Consider the following 18,260-nt stretch of genomic DNA (forward strand, 5'->3'; position numbering starts at 1 on the left):
CGGTTTTTCCGGTCATCAGACACCGTGACCGGGGGGACCACCCATGAACCACGGAAAGGCAGCGGCGGACCTCGACCGCATCCGGCTGTACGACCAGCAGGAGGCCGCCGCCCACGAACTGCTCCGGCCCGTCGCCGACTGGATATCCGGGCACGTCGCCCGGCCCCATCCCGACCTCGGCCGCCGCGGCGCGGTCTGCCCGTTCGTCCCGCTCGCGCAGCGGCTCGGACTGGTCCGCTTCGCCCTCGCCGATCCGCCCGTGCGCGACGAGGAGGGGCTCGTGGCCGCCGTCGCCGCGCTCAAGGCGCACTGGCTGGCCATGGAGCCGCGCAGCGGCCAGCACACCATCGACAAGACCATCGTCCTCGTCCTGCCCGGGGCGGCCGCGGCGGCCGTCGTCCGCGTCCACGACCGCCTCAAGCCGGAGTTCGTGGCCGACGGGCTGATGCTCGGGGAGTTCTACCCCGGGCACCCGGGGCCGGGGCTGCACAACCCCGGCTTCCGCCCGCTGCACAGCGACGTCCCGCTGCTCGTCGCCCGCAGCATGGTCGGCAACGACCTGCCGTTCCTCACCGAGCGGCGCTACCCGCCGGCCCGGCGCGCGGGCTTCGTCGAGTCCTTCCTGCGGCACCAGACGGGCGCGGGCACCGTCACCAGGGAGCGGGCCCGCGCCGAGCTCGAACACGCCCGCGACGAGCTGGGGCACCCGGAGCCGGAGTGAGCCGCCCGGAAGGTGCGGGGGCCCGCGGACGGGCAGCCGGACCGGAGCCGGCCGGCGGCCTGCCGGAGCCGGGGCCGGACCGGCTCAGAATCGGACCGGCAGGTGGTGCGGGCCCCGGATGAGGAGGCCGTCGCGCCAGGTGAGGGCGTCCGGGTGGACGTCCAGGGCGAGCTCCGGGCAGCGCTCCAGCAGGGAGCCGATGGCGATCCGGGCCTCCAGCCGGGCCAGCGGCGCGCCGAGGCAGTAGTGGATGCCGTGGCCGAAGGCCACGTGGCCGCGGGCGTCGCGCCGGATGTCGAACCGTCCGGCGTCCGGGAAGCGGGCCGGATCGCGGTCGGCGTCGGCCAGCACGGGCAGCACGAGCTCGCCCCCGCCGGGTATGAGCGTGCCGCCGATCTCGATCGGCTCGGTGGTGAAGCGGTACGTGGGGGTCTCCAGCGGCCCGTCGTAGCGCAGCATCTCCTCGACGGCGTTGTCCAGCAGGCCGGGGTCGGCGCGCAGGGCGGCCAGCTGGCCGGGGTGCTGCAGGAGGGCGAGGACGCCGTTCGAGATCAGATTCACCGTGGTCTCGTGGCCGGCGACCAGGAGCAGCCACGCGGTGCCGAGGAGCTCCTCGGGCGAGAGCCGGTCGCCGTCCTCGTCCGCGGTGCTGATCAGGGCGCTCATCAGATCGTCACCGGGCTCCTGCCGCTTGGCGGCAATGAGGGTGGTCAGGTAGGCGGTGACCTCGCGGGAGACGACCGCCTTCTCCTCGGCCGGCCCCGCGCCGAGGCTGGTGTTCGACCAGTGACGGAAGGCCGCGCGGTCGAGGGACGGCACGCCGAGCAGGTCGCAGATGACGCTCATGGGCAGCGGGAAGGACAGGGCCTCGACCAGGTCGGCGCGGCGGCCGGGCGCGGCCAGCATGGCGTCGAGCAGCTCGTCCGTCATCCGCTGCACCTGTGGCGCCATCTCCTCGACGCGCCGCGGCGTGAACTCCTTGGCGACGAGCTTGCGCAGCCGGGTGTGGTCCGGTGCGTCCTGGACCAGCATGTTCGGCCCGGCGGAGGCCCGGATCAGGCTGATGTCCGAGGAGGCCTTCGCCCACTCCTTCGTCAGCCGGGGGTCGTTGAGCGCGGCGCGCACCTCGTCGTAGCCGACGACGAGCCAGGCCTCGGCGCCCTCGGGCATGCGCACCCGGTGCACCGGGCCTCTCTCGCGCAGTCCGGCGTAGACGCGGTGCGGGTGCCGGGTGAACTCCTCCCCCATTGCCGCGAGATCGACGACTGCACCTGCTCCGGCCACTGCCATGGCGTTCCCCCTCGCTCCGGAAAGATCATGATGATTGACGGAGAGTGATCGACTCAAGGGCGATTTCCGGACAGCAGTTCGGAACGGACGTCCGCGGCATCGCCGCTCTTGGGCACCACTGCCCCGGTCGCCGCTGTCCGGCCGTCCCTCACGGCCAGGAACGGAGCGTGGCGACCCTGGTCCCGGCGTCGGCCGGGCCGCCGCTGCCGCCGGCGACGTGGCGGTAGGCGCAGTCGCCGGCGAGCGAGACGGCGACCATGCTGTGCAGCCGCACGCCGGGACGGCGCGGCGCCTCGAAGGCGTGGTCGGTCGCGAGGCCGGTCGCGGAGGTGAAGTGGCAGTAGCTGCCCAGGCCCCAGGCCTCGTGCCGGGTCACGGACGGGGCGACCCGGTAGGCGGGCCTGCCCGCGCTGCCGCCCTCGCTCCAGGCGGCGCGGCCGGGCGGGTCGTAGGGCAGCTCGTTCTGGAAGAAGTACGTACGGCCGCCGTCGCCGTTCCAGAGGACCTGGTCCCGTTGGTAGTGCTCCGCGAAGAGCCCGTACATGGTGACGTCCCGGCCGTCGACGACGAGCCCGTCGGCCGCCGGGTTGACGGCCCATCCGACGCCGCTGCCGTGGTCGGCCCGCCACAGCCACAGGTTGTCGCCGATGACGTCCGCGCTGTGCACCACGAGGCTCCTGACGGCCCGTGCGGGGCCGGCGCCGCCCACGCGGAAGGAGACGTCGTGCAGCGAGACGGGGTCGGCGGCGTGGCGCCGCCGGGCGCCGGGCGGTCCGATCTCCATCAGCGCGGGCGAGGCCGCCGGGCCCGCGTCGGCCAGCAGGCCCGCGATGCGCACGCCGTCGACGTCGGCGACGGTCAGGGCGGCGGTGCCGCGGTCCGGGACGAGCGTGGCGAGCCCCAGGCCGAGGACGACGGTGCCGGGGCGGGTGACGCGCAGCGGCCGGTCCAGGTGGTGCACCCCGGGCGTGATCAGCAGGTCCTTGCCGGCCGCGAGCGCCTGGTTGACGCGGGCGGCGGGGGTGCCGGGCCGGACGACGAAGAAGCGGCCGAGCGGGCGGGAGCCGCCGGGTGGCACGGCCCCGCCGGACCACGTGGTGCCCTGCGCGGCCCTGCGGAGGGCGGGGACGAAGACGCGGTAGGCGCCCGACCGGTCGACGTAGAGGAAGGGCTTCTCGCGTACGACGGGGGTGCGGTCGACGCTCGTGCGGGGCGGGTCGGGGAAGGTCGTCGGCGGGGCGTTGCGGACCCCGGCGAACACCATGTTCCAGGTGGCGCCCGACCAGCCGCCGCGCAGTTCGCTGTTGCGCGTGAGCCACTGCTGCTGGGTTCCGGACAGCACCTTCCCGTCGATCAGCGAGTCGGCGATGAAGCCGCCGCTGGACCAGCCGCCGTCGTCCAGGCGGAGGTCGCCGCGCAGGTGCACGCGGCGGTACGGGGCGGCCTGGGAGACGGCCCAGCGGTCGGCGCCGGAGGCGGGGGTCACGGAGAGGTTCTCGGCCGCGCGCCAGAAGTTCTGCGTGGCGTTGCCCTTCAGCCAGTCGGCCTCGGCGTGCACCGCGCCCCTGACGGTGACGTCGTCGGGGTGCAGGCCCAGGCCCGCGACCTGGGTGTAGAAGCCGACGTTGACGTCCGCGTCGTAGGTGCCCGGTTTGAAGAGCAGCGCCTCGCGGCCGGGGCCGAACTGGGCGCTCTCCTGGCGCCGGAAGACCGCGTCCAGTGTGCGCTGGATCCGCTCGCGGGGCATCGACGGGTCGAAGACGTGGACCCCCGGTCCGAGGTCGGGGGCGCCGGGCGCGGCCGGTGCGGCGAGCGGTGCGGGCGGTCGCTCCGGGGCGCAGCCGAGGGCGAGGCCGACGGTGGCCGCGGCGGCGAGGGCGGCGGCGCCGAGGCGGGCTCGGCGCCCCGCGGGCCGGTGCCCCGGCAAGGGCCGGGTTCTGGACAAGGGCCGGTCTCCTCACGCGTCGGTCGGCTGCCCGGTGATCGGCTGCCCGATGACCGGATCAACTCGTTTCCGAGCGTGAGGAGACGCTTGGCGGGCGGATTCCGCCCGGATGGCGCTTGGGTGACGATCGATCAGGCGATCGGTCAGCAGGTGAAGTCGATCAGGTTGAACGTCGCGTAGTGGTCGCCGGTGTAGTAGTCCTCGTGGTCGCCCTGACCGGCGACGATGCGGCGGGCGCCGCGGTCGGGCGAGCCGGGGGTGATGACCGTGTACTCGTGGTAGTAGCCCGAGGACTGCTTGGGCAGGACGCCCTCGCGGTTGGAGAAGACGGTGCCGTCCTTCGGGTACGGGAAGGGGCCGCCCTCGTCGATCAGGCGCAGGGTGTCGCCGGCCTGGGAGGGCAGACCGGACTTGCAGACGCTGCCGGTGGCCTTCTTGACGGCCGGGGCGTGGGCGGTGGCGGCGACGGGCGCCGCCTGGGCGGTGAGGGGCGCGGCGACGGCCGTGCCGCCGGCGAACAGGGCCGAGGTCAGCGCGGCGAGGACGGCCGTGCGGGCGAAGCGCGAAGAACGCGCCGGGCGATGGGGGGTTGCCTTCATGACGCCAGCATGACGCGCGTAGCTCATGTCATGTCAATGACAATCCTGACTGTTTTCCTGGTGTTAACCGGGGGCGCGTTCCAGCCAGACGGAACCTTTGCTTCAGCAGGGGTTTTTGCCTCGCAGGCAAAACTTTTGCCTTTAGGGCAGGCCCGGCCCTATACCGGAAGCATGACACCGCTGCCCGACGAGCCCGCGGCCGACCTGCCCACGGTGGCTCCCCGCCTGCGTGACCTGCGCACGCGCAGCGGGCTGACCCTGGAGGCCGCCGCCGGCCGCGTCGGCCTGTCCCCCGCCCACCTGTCCCGGCTGGAGACCGGCCGGCGGACGCCGTCGCTGCCGATGCTGCTCGCCCTGGCCCGCACCTACGGAACGACGGTATCCGACCTGCTGGGCGAGGCGGCGCCGGAGCGCGACCCCATCGTGCGCGCGAGCCACATGGAGCCGCAGCTCGCCGGGGGCTGGACGTACTGGCGGGCCGGCGGCTCGGGCCGCGCCATGCAGGCCCTGCGGCTGCACGTGCCGCCGGAAGCCGGCGGCCAGGCCGAGCTGGTCCGCGTCCACCCGGGCGAGGAGTGGCTGTACGTCACGGGCGGGCGACTGCGCCTCACGCTGGGCGGGAGCACGCACCTCCTGGACCCCGGGGACGCCGCCCACTTCGACTCGCTCACCCCGCACCGCATCGCCGCCGCGTCGCGCGGCGGGGCCGACCTGCTGTTCATGCACACGCTGCTGCAGAGCGGCGCGACCGAGCTGTGCCTCGGGGGCGCCGCACCCACCCGGAGGGGAATGCCGTGAACGACGCCCTGCACCACCCCGTGAACGACGCGTCCGCACGCGCCGCGAAGCCCATGACCGCAAAGCCCATGACCGCCAAGCCCATGGCCGCCAAGCGCAGGGACGAAGAGGACCGGGCCCCGATGGGCATGACCGTCCGCGTCGTCATCTACCTCGTGGCCGTCCACTTCTTCGCCGCCTTCCTGTTCCTCCTCTTCTTCCTCGCCGGGGGCTGATTCCTGCGGGACTCCCCTTCCTCCCCGAGGGCCGGTTCCTGCGGGGTCCGGGCGGTCCCCGGCGCTACGATCGCGGGAGGCGGCTCAGGGGCCCGTCACGGGCCGGGAAGGCGGAGCGATGACCCGTACGGCCCAGGAAGTGCTGGCGGACGCGGTGCGGGGCCTCGCGCCCGCCGAGGGCGCCAACCGGCTCGTCCCGCGGATCGCCGCCGGCGAGGCACCGCGGGAGGTGTTCGCCGCGTTCGCGCTGGAGCAGCACCGGATCATCACGAGCGACCGCCTCAGCTTCGCGCACCTCGCCGGGCGCGCGGCCGGCGATCCGGCCGCGGCCCGGTTCTTCGAATCCCTCGCCCAGGGCGAGGACCTGGCCCTGCCCCTGCTGGAGCCGCTGGCGCTCGCGTGCGGGCTGGACGAGGAGGACCTCCGCTCCCACGAGCCGCGCCCGGCCTGCCAGGCCTACCCGTCGTACGTGGCCTGGCTCGCGCTCAACGCCGAGCCCGTGGACGCCGCGGTCGCCCTGACCGCCAACTTCGCGGCATGGGGCGGCTACTGCGCCGCCGTCGGCGCGGCCCTGCGCGAGCGGTACGGCTTCGACAACCCCGCCTGCGGCTTCTTCGACTTCTTCGCCGGGCCCGCGCCCGAGGTGGAGGAGCGGTCCGTCGAGGCCGTGGAGGCCGGCCTGGCGAACGGGCGGCTTTCCGAACCGCTGGCCCACCGCTACGGACGCATGCTCCAGGCCTACGAGTCGATGTTCTGGGACGGACTCGCTGTACGGTGAAACCACGTCTTCCGCCGCGCAGCCCGCAGCCGTCGTCTACCGCCCCGCCCTCCCCGGCGAGCACACCGCGGCCGAGGCGATCGACAACTCCTTCACCACTTCGGCCGTCCTCGAAGTCACCGCGTCGGACGAGGGGTTCCGGCTCCGGGAGACACCCGTCGACCCGCCCCTGCGCAAGGTGTACCCCGAAGAGGAGGAAGCCGAGGGAGGCGACGAGGGCGTGCACGTCATCGTGGCCCGCGCCGGGGACGCCCTGTGCGGTGCCATCAGCCTCGCCCACTCGGCCTGGAACAACCGGCTGGTGATCGCCGACCTGCGGGTGGCGCCCGGGCACCGCGGCCGCGGCATCGGCCCCGCCCTCATGGAGCGCGGCCTGGCGCACGGCCGGGAGCTCGGCGCCCGCACCGCCTGGCTGGAGGTCACGAACGTCAACGCGCCGGCCGTACGGGTCTACCGCCGGATGGGGTTCGCACTGTGCGGTCTGGACACGTCCCTCTACCGGGGGACGGCGTCGGAGGGCGAGACGGCCCTGTTCATGAGCCGCTCGTTGTGAGGCTCCGCGCCCCCGCCTCCGTCAGCGAGCCGTGCACGCGCAGCCGGGCCACGCCGCCGTCCGGGTGGATGTCGACGCGCACGTGCGTCGCCACCGGGGCGCCCTCCAGGGGGAACCGGTGCACGGTGTCGGGCTGGAGGCGGGTGCGGGGCAGGACCACCGTCCAGCCGGCGGCACCGGCCGGGTCGGCGCCGGTGGCGGCGTCCAGGACGGACACCTCGGCCCAGCCCGCCGAGTTGCCCTTGTAGCAGCCGGTGTCGATCTCCAGGGCGCGCAGGACGGCCTGCGCGGTGAGGCGGTAGCGGACCCAGTCGTGCCCGTCGTCGCGGCGGCGGCGCGTCTCCCAGCCGTCGTCCATCTTCTGTGACCGCCCCGGCAGGACGCTGTTGAGCGGGGGCGAGTAGAAGCGGTCCGAGGCGTCCTCGGGGCGGCCGCCGTTCTCCAGTGCGGCGAGGTCGAAGGTGCCGACGGCGGCGAGCCAGTCGGGGTCGGGGCGCACCTCGCCGTGCACCCTGAGCCGGGCGATGCCCCCGTCGGGGTACTGGCTCAGCCTCAGATGGGTGAAGCGCTCCTCCGCGTGCACGGCGAAGCCGTTGGCCGCGTGGCCGCCGACGGGGGTGCGCGGCACGAGGACCGTCCACTTCACCCCGTCGGCGAGCAGTTCCCCGGGCGAGGGCGTGCCCGGCAGGCAGGCGGCCTCGACGGCCACGGACTGCGGGTGGTTGCCGCGGAAGTGGGCGGTGTCGACCACGATGCCGCGGATCATCCCGGGGGCGCCCAGGCGGACGAGCGCCCAGTCGTGGTCGCCGTCGGCCGGATGCGGGTGAGCGGCGTCGGCACCGCGTCTGCGGCGCGTCTCCCAGCCGTCCATGACTTTGCCCTTGTGGCCGAACAGGCGGGGGTCGAAGTGCGCGGGGGCGGGAGTGAGGAGATTCTCGCGGTCGGCGAAGAACTCGTCGTTGGCGGCGACGACGCTGCCGCCGAGACGGCGGTCGGCGAGGTCGGGGAGATCGGCGAAGGGGAGGTTTGCGGAGCGGTAGTCGGCATACGGATCGCCGCCCGCGTACGGTGCGGCGCCGCCTGTGAAGGAGGGTATGCCGCCGGAGTCGTTGTCCGGGGTGCCGGTCATGCGCTGCCCTGCCTTTCGAGGAGGAGGCCGGCGGGCGGCCCGGCGAGAACGCCGTCGTGGGCGATCCTGCGGCCGCGCAGCCAGGTGGACCGTACGACGCCGTGGAGGGTGCGGCCGGCGTAGGCGGTGACGTGGTTGCGGTGGTGGAGGGCGGCCGGGTCGACGGTGAAGGCCGCCTCGGGGTCGAGGACGGTGAAGTCGGCGTCGCGGCCGGGCTCGACGGCGCCCTTGCGGCGCAGGCCCGCGAGGGCCGCGGGACCGGCGGACATCCAGCGGGCGACGTCGGCGAGGGTGTGCCCGCGGCGGCGGGCCGCGGTCCACACCGCCGGGAGGCCGAGTTGCAGGGAGGAGATGCCGCCCCAGGCGGCGCCGAAGTCGGGGACCTTGAGGTCGGTGGTGCAGGGCGAGTGGTCGGAGACGACGCAGTCGAGGGTCCCGTCGGCCAGGGCCGCCCACAGGGCGTCCTGGTTGGCGGCCTCCCGGATGGGCGGGCAGCACTTGAACTCGGTGGCCCCGTCCGGGACTTCCTCGGCGGTCAGCGTCAGGAAGTGCGGGCAGGTCTCCGCGGTGACGGGCACGCCGTCCGCCTTCGCCGCGGCGATCGCGGGGAGGGCGTCCGAGGACGACAGGTGCAGGATGTGCACGCGGGTGCCCAGGCGCCGCGACACGGAGACGAGCCGGTGCACGGCCTCGTTCTCGGCGGCGCGGGGGCGGGAGGCGAGGAAGTCGGCGTAGCGGGGGCCGCCGCGCTGCGGGGCGCGCTCCAGGCGGGCGGGGTCCTCGGCGTGCACGATCAGCAGGCCGTCCAGCTCGGCGATGCGGGCCGCGGCGGTCTCCAGGTCGCCCGGGGCGAGGGCGGGGAACTCGTCGACGCCCGACGGCGACAGGAACGCCTTGAAACCGAAGACGCCCGCGTCGTGCAGGGGGCGCAGGTCCGCCGTGTTCGAGGGCAGGGCGCCGCCCCAGAAGCCGACGTCGACGTGGGCGGCGGGGCGGGCCACGCCCTGCTTCACCCGCAGGTGGGCGACAGTGGTGGTGGGCGGGATGCTGTTGAGCGGCATGTCGAGGAGCGTGGTGACGCCGCCGGCCGCGGCGGCGCGCGTCGCCGTGCGGAAGCCCTCCCAGGCGGTGCGGCCGGGGTCGTTCACGTGCACGTGGGTGTCCACGAGGCCGGGGAGCAGGGCGTCGTTGCCCAGGTCCGTCACGGCCGCGCCGGGCGGCGGCGCCGCCCCGTACGGGCCGACCGCGGTGATCGTGCCTCCCGTGACGGTCACGGCGGCCGGGCGGGTGCCCTCCGGGGTGACGACGCGCGTCGAACGCAGGACCAGCGTTCCCGTGGACATGCCGGACACGCCCCCTCCCGGAAATTCAACGTTCTGTTGAACGGCGTGGGGGCAGTCTTCTGTCGCTCCCCTCACCCGTCAAGACCTCCGGCGGCGGAGCCGCACGGTGGGAGCCCGGTAGGCTGCTCCCACCCCGTACCCGAAAGGACCCGCCGTGCCCCCGTCCGCCGAGCCCCGCACCCCCTCTCCCAGTGGAGGCGTCCAGTCCCTGGAGCGCGCCTTCGACCTGCTGGAGCGGATGGCCGACGCGGGCGGCGAGGTCGGGCTGAGCGAGCTCGCCACGAGCAGCGGGCTGCCGCTGCCGACGATCCACCGGCTCATGCGCACGCTCGTCGCCTGCGGGTACGTCCGCCAGCAGCCCAACCGGCGGTACGCGCTCGGGCCGCGGCTGATCCGGCTCGGCGAGAGCGCCTCCCGGCTGCTGGGCACGTGGGCCCGGCCGCACCTGGCGCGGCTGGTCGAGGAGACCGGCGAGACGGCGAACATGGCGCTGCTCGACGGCGACGAGGTCGTCTACGTCGCCCAGGTGCCCTCGCGGCACTCCGTGCGGATGTTCACCGAGGTGGGGCGGCGGGTGCTGCCGCACACCACCGGCGTGGGCAAGGCGCTGCTGGCGCAGAGCCCCGACGACGAGGTGCGCTCGATCCTCGCCCGTACGGGGATGCCGGCCGCGACCGAGAAGACCATCACCACGCCCGAGGGCTTCCTGGAGGCGCTGGGGCGCGTGCGCGAGCACGGCTACGCGGTGGACGACAACGAGCAGGAGATCGGGGTGCGGTGCCTGGCGGTGCCGGTGCCGGACTCCCCCACAGTGGCGGCCATCTCCATCTCCGGCCCCGCGGGCCGGGTCACGGACGCGGCCACGGAGCGGATCGTCCCCCTCCTGAAGGAGGTCGCCGCGGCCCTCTCGGCGGACCTCGCCGGCGCGGCGGCCGGCTCCGCCTGAGGCTTCCAGCCCGGTCCGGGGTTCCCGCGCTTCCGGCAGCCCGGCGGCGCCGGGAAGCACGGCACCGCCGGACCGGCTGACGGTGGCTGATCGCCGTCGCGGCGGGAGGAATGTGCCGACCCGGCATCCTCCTGTGCCGACGGCACCGCCCGGACGGCGATACGGCGCCGCGCATGTGCCCGCGTGCGCCGCGACCCCTTCTTCCGCCGCCGCGGTGGAAGGAATGTGCGGCCCGGCACCCTCCCGGAGAGTGCCGGCACGGCCCGGCCGTCTACTCAGGCGCTCTCGGGGGCGGGACGGAGTCGTCCGTCGGGGGTGCGAAGTTGTCGACCGCCCGGTGGACGGCCGCCAGGGACGGAGACAGGGCGCTCACCGATCCCACGGCGCCGGCGACCAGCAGCAGGGACCGCCGCAGGCGCGACAACTCGGGGTCGCCCGCGCGGGCCATCGCGTCGAGCGCCGCGAGCTCCTCCTCGGCCGCATCGCGGTCGGGTAACGGCGCGGGGTGGCCCGCGAGCGCCCGGCGGAGGCGGGAGACCGCTCCCCGCAGCTCGCTCACCCTCGGATCCTCGGCCACGCGGCCCACCCGCTGCTCGTCCGCCACTACGGCGCCTTCCGCCACGACACTCCCCCTCCCACGCGCTCGCGCGGATCAGTTAACGCCACTTTCCGTACAGAGCGCCATACGCTCGGCGAAATCAGGTCCGGGCGTCGCACGCACGGGTGATGGGCCGCCGTCCGCCCCACCGTCGTCAGCGATGCGATATGCAGGGGCCATGACACTTACCACGGACAGCGCGCCCGGCACGCCGGTTCCGCACTCACCCGTCGCGGGCCTGCTGCTCGCCGCGGGCGGCGGAAGGCGCCTGGGCGGGCGCCCCAAGGCCCTGCTCGGGTTCCGCGGCCGCCCGCTCGTGGAGCACGCGGCGCGGGCCCTGTCCGACGGCGGTTGCGCGCCGGTGTACGTGGTGCTGGGCGCGGCCGCCGCGGAGGTGCGCGTACACGCCGATCTCGCCCACTGCACCTTGGTGGACAACCCCGGCTGGCCGGACGGCATGGGGTCGTCCCTGCGCGCCGGCCTCGCGGCGCTGGCCGCGACGGACGCCGGGGCGGTCCTCGTCTCGCTCGTCGACCAGCCGGGCGTCGGCGCCGCCGCGGTGTCCCGCCTGCTGGCCGCCCACCGCGCGGGCGCCGGACTGGCTGCGGCCTCGTACGGGGGCGAGCGCGGCCACCCGGTGCTGTTCGCGCGCGAGCACTGGGAGGGCGTGGCCCGGTCGGCCGCGGGCGACCGGGGCGCCCGCGCGTACCTCCGGGCGCACGCCTCCGCCGTCACGCTCGTGGAGTGTGCGGACGTCGCCGATCCGCAGGACGTCGACGTTCCGGACGATCTCGGCCTGCTGGGCCGGCCGGACTGACACTGCGGGCCCGCCCACCCCATTGAACTTCCGCAATAAGGAAACTATTCTCCGAAAAAGACCATCGCTGCGGCACCCTGTGCCGTCGTCCCGAGGGAGTGACGCCCATGTCCGCACCCGCTCCGTCCTCGCCGGCCACCGTCACCGCCCGGCCGCTGGAGCGGCAGGAGGAGGTCCTCACACGGCCCGCGCTCGCGTTCGTCGCCGAGCTGCACCGCCGGTTCACCCCCCGCCGCGACGAGCTCCTCGCCCGCCGGGCCGAACGCAGGGCCGGGATCGCCCGTACGGGCCGGCTGGACTTCCTGCCCGGCACGGCCGCCGTCCGCGAGGACCCGTCCTGGCGCGTCGCGCCCGCCCCGCCCGCCCTGGAGGACCGCCGGGTGGAGATCACCGGGCCGACGGACCGCAAGATGACCGTCAACGCCCTCAACTCAGGCGCCCGCGTCTGGCTCGCGGACTTCGAGGACGCCTCCGCGCCCACCTGGGAGAACGTCGTCCTGGGCCAGCTGAACCTGATCGACGCGTTCGAGCGGCGCATCGACTTCACCGACGCCCGGGGCAAGCGCTACGCCCTGCGGCCCGCCGAGGAGCTCGCGACCGTCGTCGTGCGCCCCCGCGGCTGGCACCTGGACGAGCGCCACGTGACCGTCGACGGCCGCGCCGTGCCCGGCGCGCTGGTCGACTTCGGCCTGTACTTCTTCCACAACGCCCACCGGCTGATCGCCCTCGGCAAGGGCCCGTACTTCTACCTCCCCAAGACCGAGTCGCACCTGGAGGCCCGCCTCTGGAACGACGTCTTCGTCTTCGCGCAGGAGTACGCGGGCCTGCCCCGGGGCACCGTCCGCGCCACCGTGCTGATCGAGACGATCACCGCCGCGTACGAGATGGAGGAGATCCTCCACGAGCTCCGCGAGCACGCCTCGGGCCTCAACGCCGGCCGCTGGGACTACCTCTTCTCGATCATCAAGAACTTCCGCGACGGCGGCCCCCGCTTCGTCCTGCCCGACCGCAACGCCGTGACCATGACGGCGCCGTTCATGCGCGCCTACACCGAGCTGCTGGTGCGCACGTGCCACAAGCGCGGTGCGCACGCGATCGGCGGGATGGCCGCGTTCATCCCCTCCCGCAAGGACCCCGCGGTCAACGAGGCGGCCTTCGAGAAGGTGAAGGCGGACAAGGACCGCGAGGCGCGGGACGGCTTCGACGGCTCCTGGGTCGCCCACCCCGACCTCGTGCCCGTCGCCCGCGCCTCCTTCGACGCGGTCCTCGGCGACCGCCCGCACCAGAAGGACCGGCTGCGCGAGGACGTCCGCGTGACGGCGGACCAGCTCACCGCCGTGGACTCGCTGGAGGCACGCCCGACCTCCGCCGGGCTGCGCAACGCCGTGGCCGTCGCCACCCGTTACATCGAGGCGTGGCTGCGCGGCCTGGGCGCGGTCGCCATCTTCAACCTGATGGAGGACGCGGCGACCGCCGAGATCTCCCGCTCGCAGATCTGGCAGTGGACCGCCGCCGGCGTCGTCCTCGACGACGGCGAGAAGGTCACGGCCGAGCTCGTGCGCGCGGTCGCCGCAGAGGAACTCGCCGCGATCCGCTCCGAGCTGGGCGAGGAGGCGTACGCGGCGGGCCGCTGGCAGCAGGCCCACGACCTGCTGCTGAAGGTCGCCCTGGACGAGGACCACGCGGAGTTCCTCACCCTGCCCGCCTACGAGCTGCTGCCCGACTGACCTCACATCAGGGCGCCCAGGGCCACGAAGCCGCAGATCAGCACCGACAGGAGCAACAGCAGCGGCCAGACGAACCGCACGTACTTGTCGTAGCCGACCTTCGCCAGCGCCACGCCGCCCATGACGACGGCGGTGGTCGGCACCCACAGGTTCATCACCCCGCTCGCGGACTGCCAGGCCGTCACCGCCACGGCGCGCGGGACGCCCGCGAAGTCCGAGCGGGGCGAGCAGGGGCATGGCGAGCGTGGCGTGGCCGGAGGTCGAGGGGATCAGGAAGGCCAGCGGCAGGTTGACGATGTAGACGAGGATCGCGAAGACCACGGCCGGCGTGCCCGACACCGTGCTCTCCACGGCGTGCAGCACCGTATCGATGATCTTCGCGTTGGTCATGATGACGGTGACCCCGCGGGCGAGGACGATCACCAGCGCGGGGGCCATGAAGTCCGCCGCCCCCTGCACGAGCGTGGCGCTCAGCCGCTGCTCCCCCAGCCGGGCCAGCACCCCGATCAGCACGGCGGCCACGATGAACAGCGCGGCGAGCTGGGCGAAGGACCAGCCCAGCTCCCAGCCGTACGGCGTGGCGTCGGCCTTGCCGGTGAGCGCGCTCGCCCACGGGATGACCGAGAAGATCATGAAGGCGAAGACCAGGGCCACCGCCACGAGCACGAGCTTCTGCAGCCGCGTCAGCACCGGCGGCTCCGCGGCGGCCTCCGCCGCCAGCTCCCGGTCCCCCGGCAGGAAGCCGGTCAGGGAGCGGCCCGGGGCGGCGCGCATCCGGCGGGCGTAGCGCAGCACGTAGCCGATGGTGACGGCCGTGAGGACGATCCACATCGCGAAGCGCAGCGCGATGCCGTCCCCCAGCGAGATGCCGGCGGCCGCGGAGGCCACGCCCGTGGCGAACGGGTTCACCGTCGAGGCGAGCACGCCGACGCCCGCGCCGAGGATGATCGTGCCGGTGGCGACCATGCGGTCGTAGCCGAGGGCGAGCATCAGGGGCACGATCAGCCCGTAGAAGCCGAGGGTCTCCTCGGCGAAGCCCTCGACGGTGCCGAGCAGCGAGAAGACGGTCATGATGCCCGCGATCAGCAGGGCGCCGCGGGTGCGCAGCCGGTGGGCGAGGCGCTCGATGCCGCGGTCCAGGGCGCCGGTGGCGAAGACGACCGTGATGAACGCGCCGATCGCGAGGACGAAGAGGAAGACGGCGGCGGCGCCGTAGAGCACGCCGGTCGCGTCGGGCGCCACCTCGCCGGTGGCCGTGTCGCGCACTCCGTAGAGGCCGTTGACGGGGGCGAGGAAGAGGTCGCCGAGCCGGTGCACGAAGCCGCCGGGCGCCGGCTCCTGGTGGTAGGTGCCCTGCAGGGGGCGGCCGTCAGCGCTGCGCTCGTACGCGCCGGAGGGGATGACGAAGGTGAGGATCCAGACGGCGACGGTCACGGCCGCGAGGACGGTCAGCGCGCTGGGGAAGACGAAGCGGCGGCGCCCGCCCGGCGCTCCGGGGCCGCCGGCTGCTGCGTTCTCGGCTTCGGCGTCCACGACGGGGCCCCTCTCCGCACTGAGGGTGGGTCACTTTGCCCCTATTGTCACTAATTGCGGGGGCGCTCCCTAGCCGCCACGCCTCTGGCCACCGCGGCTCCGGACGGCGCGCCTGCCCACATGGTTGAACGCGAGGTTCAGCAGCACCGCCGTCAGGCACCCCGCGCTCACCCCCGAGTCCAGGAGCGTCCGCAGCGTCTCGGGGACGCCCGCGCCGTCGTAGAACGTCCGGGACACCACCGGGATCATGCCGACGCCCAGCGAGGCCGCCGCCACCAGCAGGTTGTCGCCCCGGTCCAGGCCCGCCCCCAGCAGCACCTGGATGCCGCTGGCCGCCACCGTCCCGAACAGCACGATGCCCGCCCCGCCGAGCACCGGCCGCGGCACGACCGCGATGAGGGACGCGAACGCGGGGCTCAGGCCGAGCACGACGAACATCGCCCCGCACGCGGCCACGACGTAGCGGCTGCGCACGCGGGTGATCGCCACCAGGCCGATGTTCTGCGCGAAGGCGCTGTTGGCGAAGCCGTTGAAGAACGGGCTGACGGCCGTGCCGAGCGTGTCGGCGCGCAGGCCCGCCGCGATGGTCCGCTCGTCCGCCGGGCGGCCCACGACCTGTCCGAGCGCGAGCATGTCGGCGGTGCTCTCCGTCATGCAGACCAGCATCAGCACGCACATCGACACGATCGCGGACAGCGTGAAGTGCGGGGCGCCGAAGTGGAACGGCGCCGGGAAGCCGAGGGGGCCCGCGCGCTCGACCGGGCCGAAGTCGACCGCCCCGGCCGGTATCGCGATCAGGGTGCCGGCGACCAGGCCCAGCAGGATCGCGATCTGCCGCAGGAAACCGCGCAGGACGCGGCGCAGGACGAGCACGGTCGCGAGCGTGGCCGCGGCCAGGCCCAGACCCGTCGGGGAGGCCGGGCGGCCCGGCGTGCCGCCCTGTATCCAGCCGAACGCCACCGGCAGCAGGGTGAGGCCTATCAGGGTGATGACGGTGCCGCTCACCAGCGGCGGGAAGAAGCGGACGAGCTTGCAGAACCAGGGCGCGAGGAGGAAACCCAGCGCCCCGGCCACCATCACGGCGCCGAAGATGACGGGCAGGGCGTCGCTCTTGTCGGCCTGCGTGCCGACGACCGCGGTCATCGGCGCGACCCCCGCGAAGGACACGCCGTTGACGAACGGCATCCTCGCCCCCACCTTCCAGAACCCGATCGTCTGGAGCAGGGTCGCGATGCCCGCCGTGAAGAGGGCGGCGCCGACGAGGAACGTCGTCTCCGCCGGCGAGAGGCCGATGGCCGCGGCGAGCACCAGCGGCGGGGCGACGACGCCGGCGTAGCTCGCGGCGACGTGCTGCAACCCGCCGGCCAGCAGCCGGCCCGGCCGGAGCACCTCGTCGACGGGGTGCGGGGCGCCGCGGGCGGCGGTGGCGGTACGGACGGTGCGGGTGGCTTCGACGTCGTCTGCGGCCACGGCGTGCCTCCTTCGTTTCTGAAGCCGCCGCGACGGCGATCAGCCTCTGCGGCGGGGCCGGAAGCACCTGCGGTGGGCTCGGCACCGCCGGCAGGTCGTCGGTGGCCGGTCACCGCTGCGGCGGAGACAAGTCGGCCGGGGCGGATTTCCCGAGCCCCGCCCCCGCCTCCGCCGCGACGGCGAGCAACCCCCGCAGCGCAGTCCGGCGGTGCCCGGACCACCCCGGGCAGGCTCGGCACCGCCGGGCAGGTCGTCGGTGGCCGATCGCCATCGCGGCGGAGACGAGTTGCCCGGGGCGGAATTTCCCGAGCCCCGCCCCCGCCTCCGCCGCGACGGCCGCCGGCCCCGCGGGCCGGGACCGGCCGAGGGCCGTCCCCCTCGGCCGGCGTTTCAGGCGCCTTCTGCCAGGCGGGCGAGGCGCCGCGCCTCCGCGCGGGCGCCGCGGGCGATGTCGTCCTCGTCCGCGGTCACGAGCCGGCCGTGTTCGACGACGGGGCGGCCGTTCACCAGGGAGAGGGTGACGGGAGCGGGCGCGCCCAGGACGAGCGCGGCGACCGGGTCGGCGATGGTCGAGTGGCCGAGGCCGTCGAGCTTCCACAGCACCAGGTCGGCGAGTTTGCCGGGTTCCAGCGAGCCGATGCCGTCCGTCCGCCCGAGCACCTGCGCGCCGCCGTACGTGCCGAGCCGCAGCGCCTGGCGTACGTTCAGCGCCTTCTCGCCGCCGGCCAGCCGGTGGACGAGGAGCGCGTTGCGCAGCTCGGTGTGGAGCTCGCCGGACTCGTTGGAGGCGGTGCCGTCGACGCCGAGGCCGACGGGCACGCCGGCCCGGAGCAGGTCGGGCACGCGGGCGGTGCCGGCGGCGATCCGGGCGTTGGAGGAGGGGCAGTGGGCGACGCCCGTGCCCGTACGGGCGAAGGCGGCGATGTCGGCGTCGGTCATGTGGATGCAGTGGGCCATCCACACGTCGTCGCCGAGCCAGCCCGTGGACTCGAAGTAGTCCGTGGGGCCCATGCCGAACTTCTCCTTGCAGTACTGCTCCTCCTCGACGGTCTCGGCGCCGTGCGTGTGCAGGCGCACGCCCTTGCGACGGGCCAGCGCCGCGGCCTCGCGCAGCAGTTCGGTGGTGACGGAGAAGGGGGAGCAGGGTGCGACGCCGATGCGCAGCATGGAGTCGAACGCCGGGTCGTGGTGGGTGTCGACGGCCTCTTCGGTGGCGGCGAGCGCGGCTTCGGTGCTCTCGACGGCGAAGTCCGGCGGCAGGCCGCCGGCGGACTTCCCGAGGTCCATCGAGCCGCGCGTGGGGTGGAAGCGGACGCCCAGCTCGCGGGCCGCGCGGATCTCGGCGCCGAGGAGGTCGCCCGCGCCCTCGGGGAAGACGTAGTGGTGGTCCATGGCGGTGGTGACGCCGCCGCGGGCCATCATCGCGAGGGAGCCGCGCGCGGCCTCGTACACCATGGGTTCGTCGATGCGGGCCCAGGTGGGGTAGAGGGCGACGAGCCAGTCGAAGAGGTTGCAGTCCTGGGCGAGGCCGCGGGTGATCCACTGGTAGAAGTGGTGGTGGGTGTTGACCAGGCCGGGCGTGGCCAGGTGGCCGGTGCCGTCGACGCGCCGGACGACGCCGGCGAGCCCGGCGGGCGCGGGCCCGGGGCCGACGGATTCGATGCGGTTGCCGGCGACGACGACGTGGCCCGAGGCGTACTCGGTGTCGCCGGCGTCGACGGTGGCGATCGCGCAGTTCTCGATGACGAGGCGTTCGGTGCTGCCGGCGCCGGCGGCCGGTGCGGGGGGTGCGACCACG

At 74.5% G+C, this 18,260-nt stretch carries 16 protein-coding genes and 1 pseudogene; 8 read left to right on the forward strand and 9 right to left on the reverse strand.

What is annotated here, in order from left to right; translation table 11 throughout:
• Positions 1-43 precede the first annotated feature (43 nt).
• Positions 44-721: a DUF6875 domain-containing protein gene (locus ACOTKD_RS20345; RefSeq protein WP_424890392.1), complete on the forward strand. Its 678-nt coding sequence runs from the start codon at positions 44-46 to the stop codon at positions 719-721.
• A gap of 84 nt (positions 722-805) precedes the next feature.
• Here ACOTKD_RS20345 and ACOTKD_RS20350 read toward each other — a convergent pair whose 3' ends face one another.
• From ACOTKD_RS20350 to ACOTKD_RS20360, 3 genes are all read right to left on the reverse strand, one after another.
• The gene (locus tag ACOTKD_RS20350; RefSeq protein WP_424890393.1) at positions 806-2,011 is read right to left on the reverse strand and encodes a cytochrome P450 family protein; all 1,206 of its coding nucleotides are present in this window, start codon (positions 2,009-2,011) and stop codon (positions 806-808) included.
• 148 nt (positions 2,012-2,159) lie between these two features.
• Positions 2,160-3,956: a coagulation factor 5/8 type domain-containing protein gene (locus ACOTKD_RS20355; protein ID WP_424890394.1), complete on the reverse strand. Its 1,797-nt coding sequence runs from the start codon at positions 3,954-3,956 to the stop codon at positions 2,160-2,162.
• A gap of 143 nt (positions 3,957-4,099) precedes the next feature.
• The gene (locus tag ACOTKD_RS20360) at positions 4,100-4,555 is read right to left on the reverse strand and encodes a ribonuclease domain-containing protein (protein WP_424890395.1); all 456 of its coding nucleotides are present in this window, start codon (positions 4,553-4,555) and stop codon (positions 4,100-4,102) included.
• 171 nt (positions 4,556-4,726) lie between these two features.
• Between ACOTKD_RS20360 and ACOTKD_RS20365 the strand changes: the two genes are divergently transcribed.
• The 4 genes from ACOTKD_RS20365 (at position 4,727) to ACOTKD_RS20380 (ending at position 6,899) form a co-directional block, all read left to right on the forward strand.
• Positions 4,727-5,353 carry a helix-turn-helix domain-containing protein gene (locus ACOTKD_RS20365; protein ID WP_424890396.1) on the forward strand — a complete coding sequence of 209 codons (627 nt, stop codon included), beginning with the start codon at positions 4,727-4,729 and terminating at the stop codon, positions 5,351-5,353.
• On the forward strand, positions 5,350-5,568 hold the full coding sequence (locus ACOTKD_RS20370; protein ID WP_424890397.1) for a DUF6126 family protein: 219 nt from the start codon (positions 5,350-5,352) through the stop codon (positions 5,566-5,568). Before ACOTKD_RS20365 ends, ACOTKD_RS20370 begins: the two co-directional genes overlap by 4 nt.
• Before the next feature lie 118 nt (positions 5,569-5,686).
• Complete coding sequence (locus ACOTKD_RS20375) at positions 5,687-6,346, forward strand: transcriptional regulator (protein ID WP_424890398.1); 660 nt, start codon at positions 5,687-5,689, stop codon at positions 6,344-6,346.
• Between the two features lie 178 nt (positions 6,347-6,524).
• Entirely contained in the window at positions 6,525-6,899 is a 375-nt protein-coding gene (locus ACOTKD_RS20380) for a GNAT family N-acetyltransferase (protein ID WP_424890399.1), read from the forward strand.
• Here ACOTKD_RS20380 and alc read toward each other — a convergent pair.
• Positions 6,880-8,028 (reverse strand): allantoicase, encoded by a 1,149-nt coding sequence (gene alc / locus ACOTKD_RS20385; RefSeq protein ID WP_424890400.1) that lies wholly within the window; start codon positions 8,026-8,028, stop codon positions 6,880-6,882. The genes ACOTKD_RS20380 and alc overlap by 20 nt on opposite strands.
• Positions 8,025-9,371, reverse strand: coding sequence for an allantoinase AllB (allB, locus tag ACOTKD_RS20390; protein WP_424890401.1), 1,347 nt, complete (start codon positions 9,369-9,371; stop codon positions 8,025-8,027). Before allB ends, alc begins: the two co-directional genes overlap by 4 nt.
• Positions 9,372-9,525: 154 nt before the next feature.
• Between allB and ACOTKD_RS20395 the strand changes: the two genes are divergently transcribed.
• Complete coding sequence (locus ACOTKD_RS20395) at positions 9,526-10,317, forward strand: IclR family transcriptional regulator (protein WP_106675468.1); 792 nt, start codon at positions 9,526-9,528, stop codon at positions 10,315-10,317.
• Positions 10,318-10,588: 271 nt separating this feature from the next.
• Here the strand turns inward: ACOTKD_RS20395 and ACOTKD_RS20400 are convergent, their stop codons facing one another.
• Positions 10,589-10,939, reverse strand: a complete 351-nt coding sequence (locus ACOTKD_RS20400) for a DUF5955 family protein (RefSeq protein WP_424890402.1) — start codon at positions 10,937-10,939, stop codon at positions 10,589-10,591.
• 154 nt (positions 10,940-11,093) lie between these two features.
• Here ACOTKD_RS20400 and ACOTKD_RS20405 point away from each other — a divergent pair, with 154 nt between their 5' ends.
• Both ACOTKD_RS20405 and aceB read left to right on the forward strand, forming a co-directional pair.
• Positions 11,094-11,732 (forward strand): nucleotidyltransferase family protein, encoded by a 639-nt coding sequence (locus ACOTKD_RS20405; protein WP_424890403.1) that lies wholly within the window; start codon positions 11,094-11,096, stop codon positions 11,730-11,732.
• A 107-nt stretch (positions 11,733-11,839) separates the two neighbouring features.
• A complete protein-coding gene (gene aceB, locus ACOTKD_RS20410) occupies positions 11,840-13,459 on the forward strand; it encodes a malate synthase A (protein WP_424890404.1) in 1,620 nt (539 codons plus the stop codon).
• A 2-nt stretch (positions 13,460-13,461) separates the two neighbouring features.
• Here the strand turns inward: aceB and ACOTKD_RS20415 are convergent.
• From ACOTKD_RS20415 to ACOTKD_RS20425, 3 genes and pseudogenes are all read right to left on the reverse strand, one after another.
• Positions 13,462-14,992, reverse strand: a pseudogene (locus ACOTKD_RS20415) (YfcC family protein).
• A gap of 69 nt (positions 14,993-15,061) precedes the next feature.
• Positions 15,062-16,462: a nucleobase:cation symporter-2 family protein gene (locus ACOTKD_RS20420; RefSeq protein ID WP_424890405.1), complete on the reverse strand. Its 1,401-nt coding sequence runs from the start codon at positions 16,460-16,462 to the stop codon at positions 15,062-15,064.
• A gap of 390 nt (positions 16,463-16,852) precedes the next feature.
• Positions 16,853-18,259, reverse strand: a complete 1,407-nt coding sequence (locus ACOTKD_RS20425) for an 8-oxoguanine deaminase (RefSeq protein ID WP_424890406.1) — start codon at positions 18,257-18,259, stop codon at positions 16,853-16,855.
• Between the last annotated feature and the right edge of the window lies 1 nt (position 18,260).

Source organism: Streptomyces sp. XH2 (assembly GCF_049725035.1).
GTDB classification, from domain to species: Bacteria; Actinomycetota; Actinomycetes; order Streptomycetales; family Streptomycetaceae; genus Streptomyces; species Streptomyces roseoverticillatus.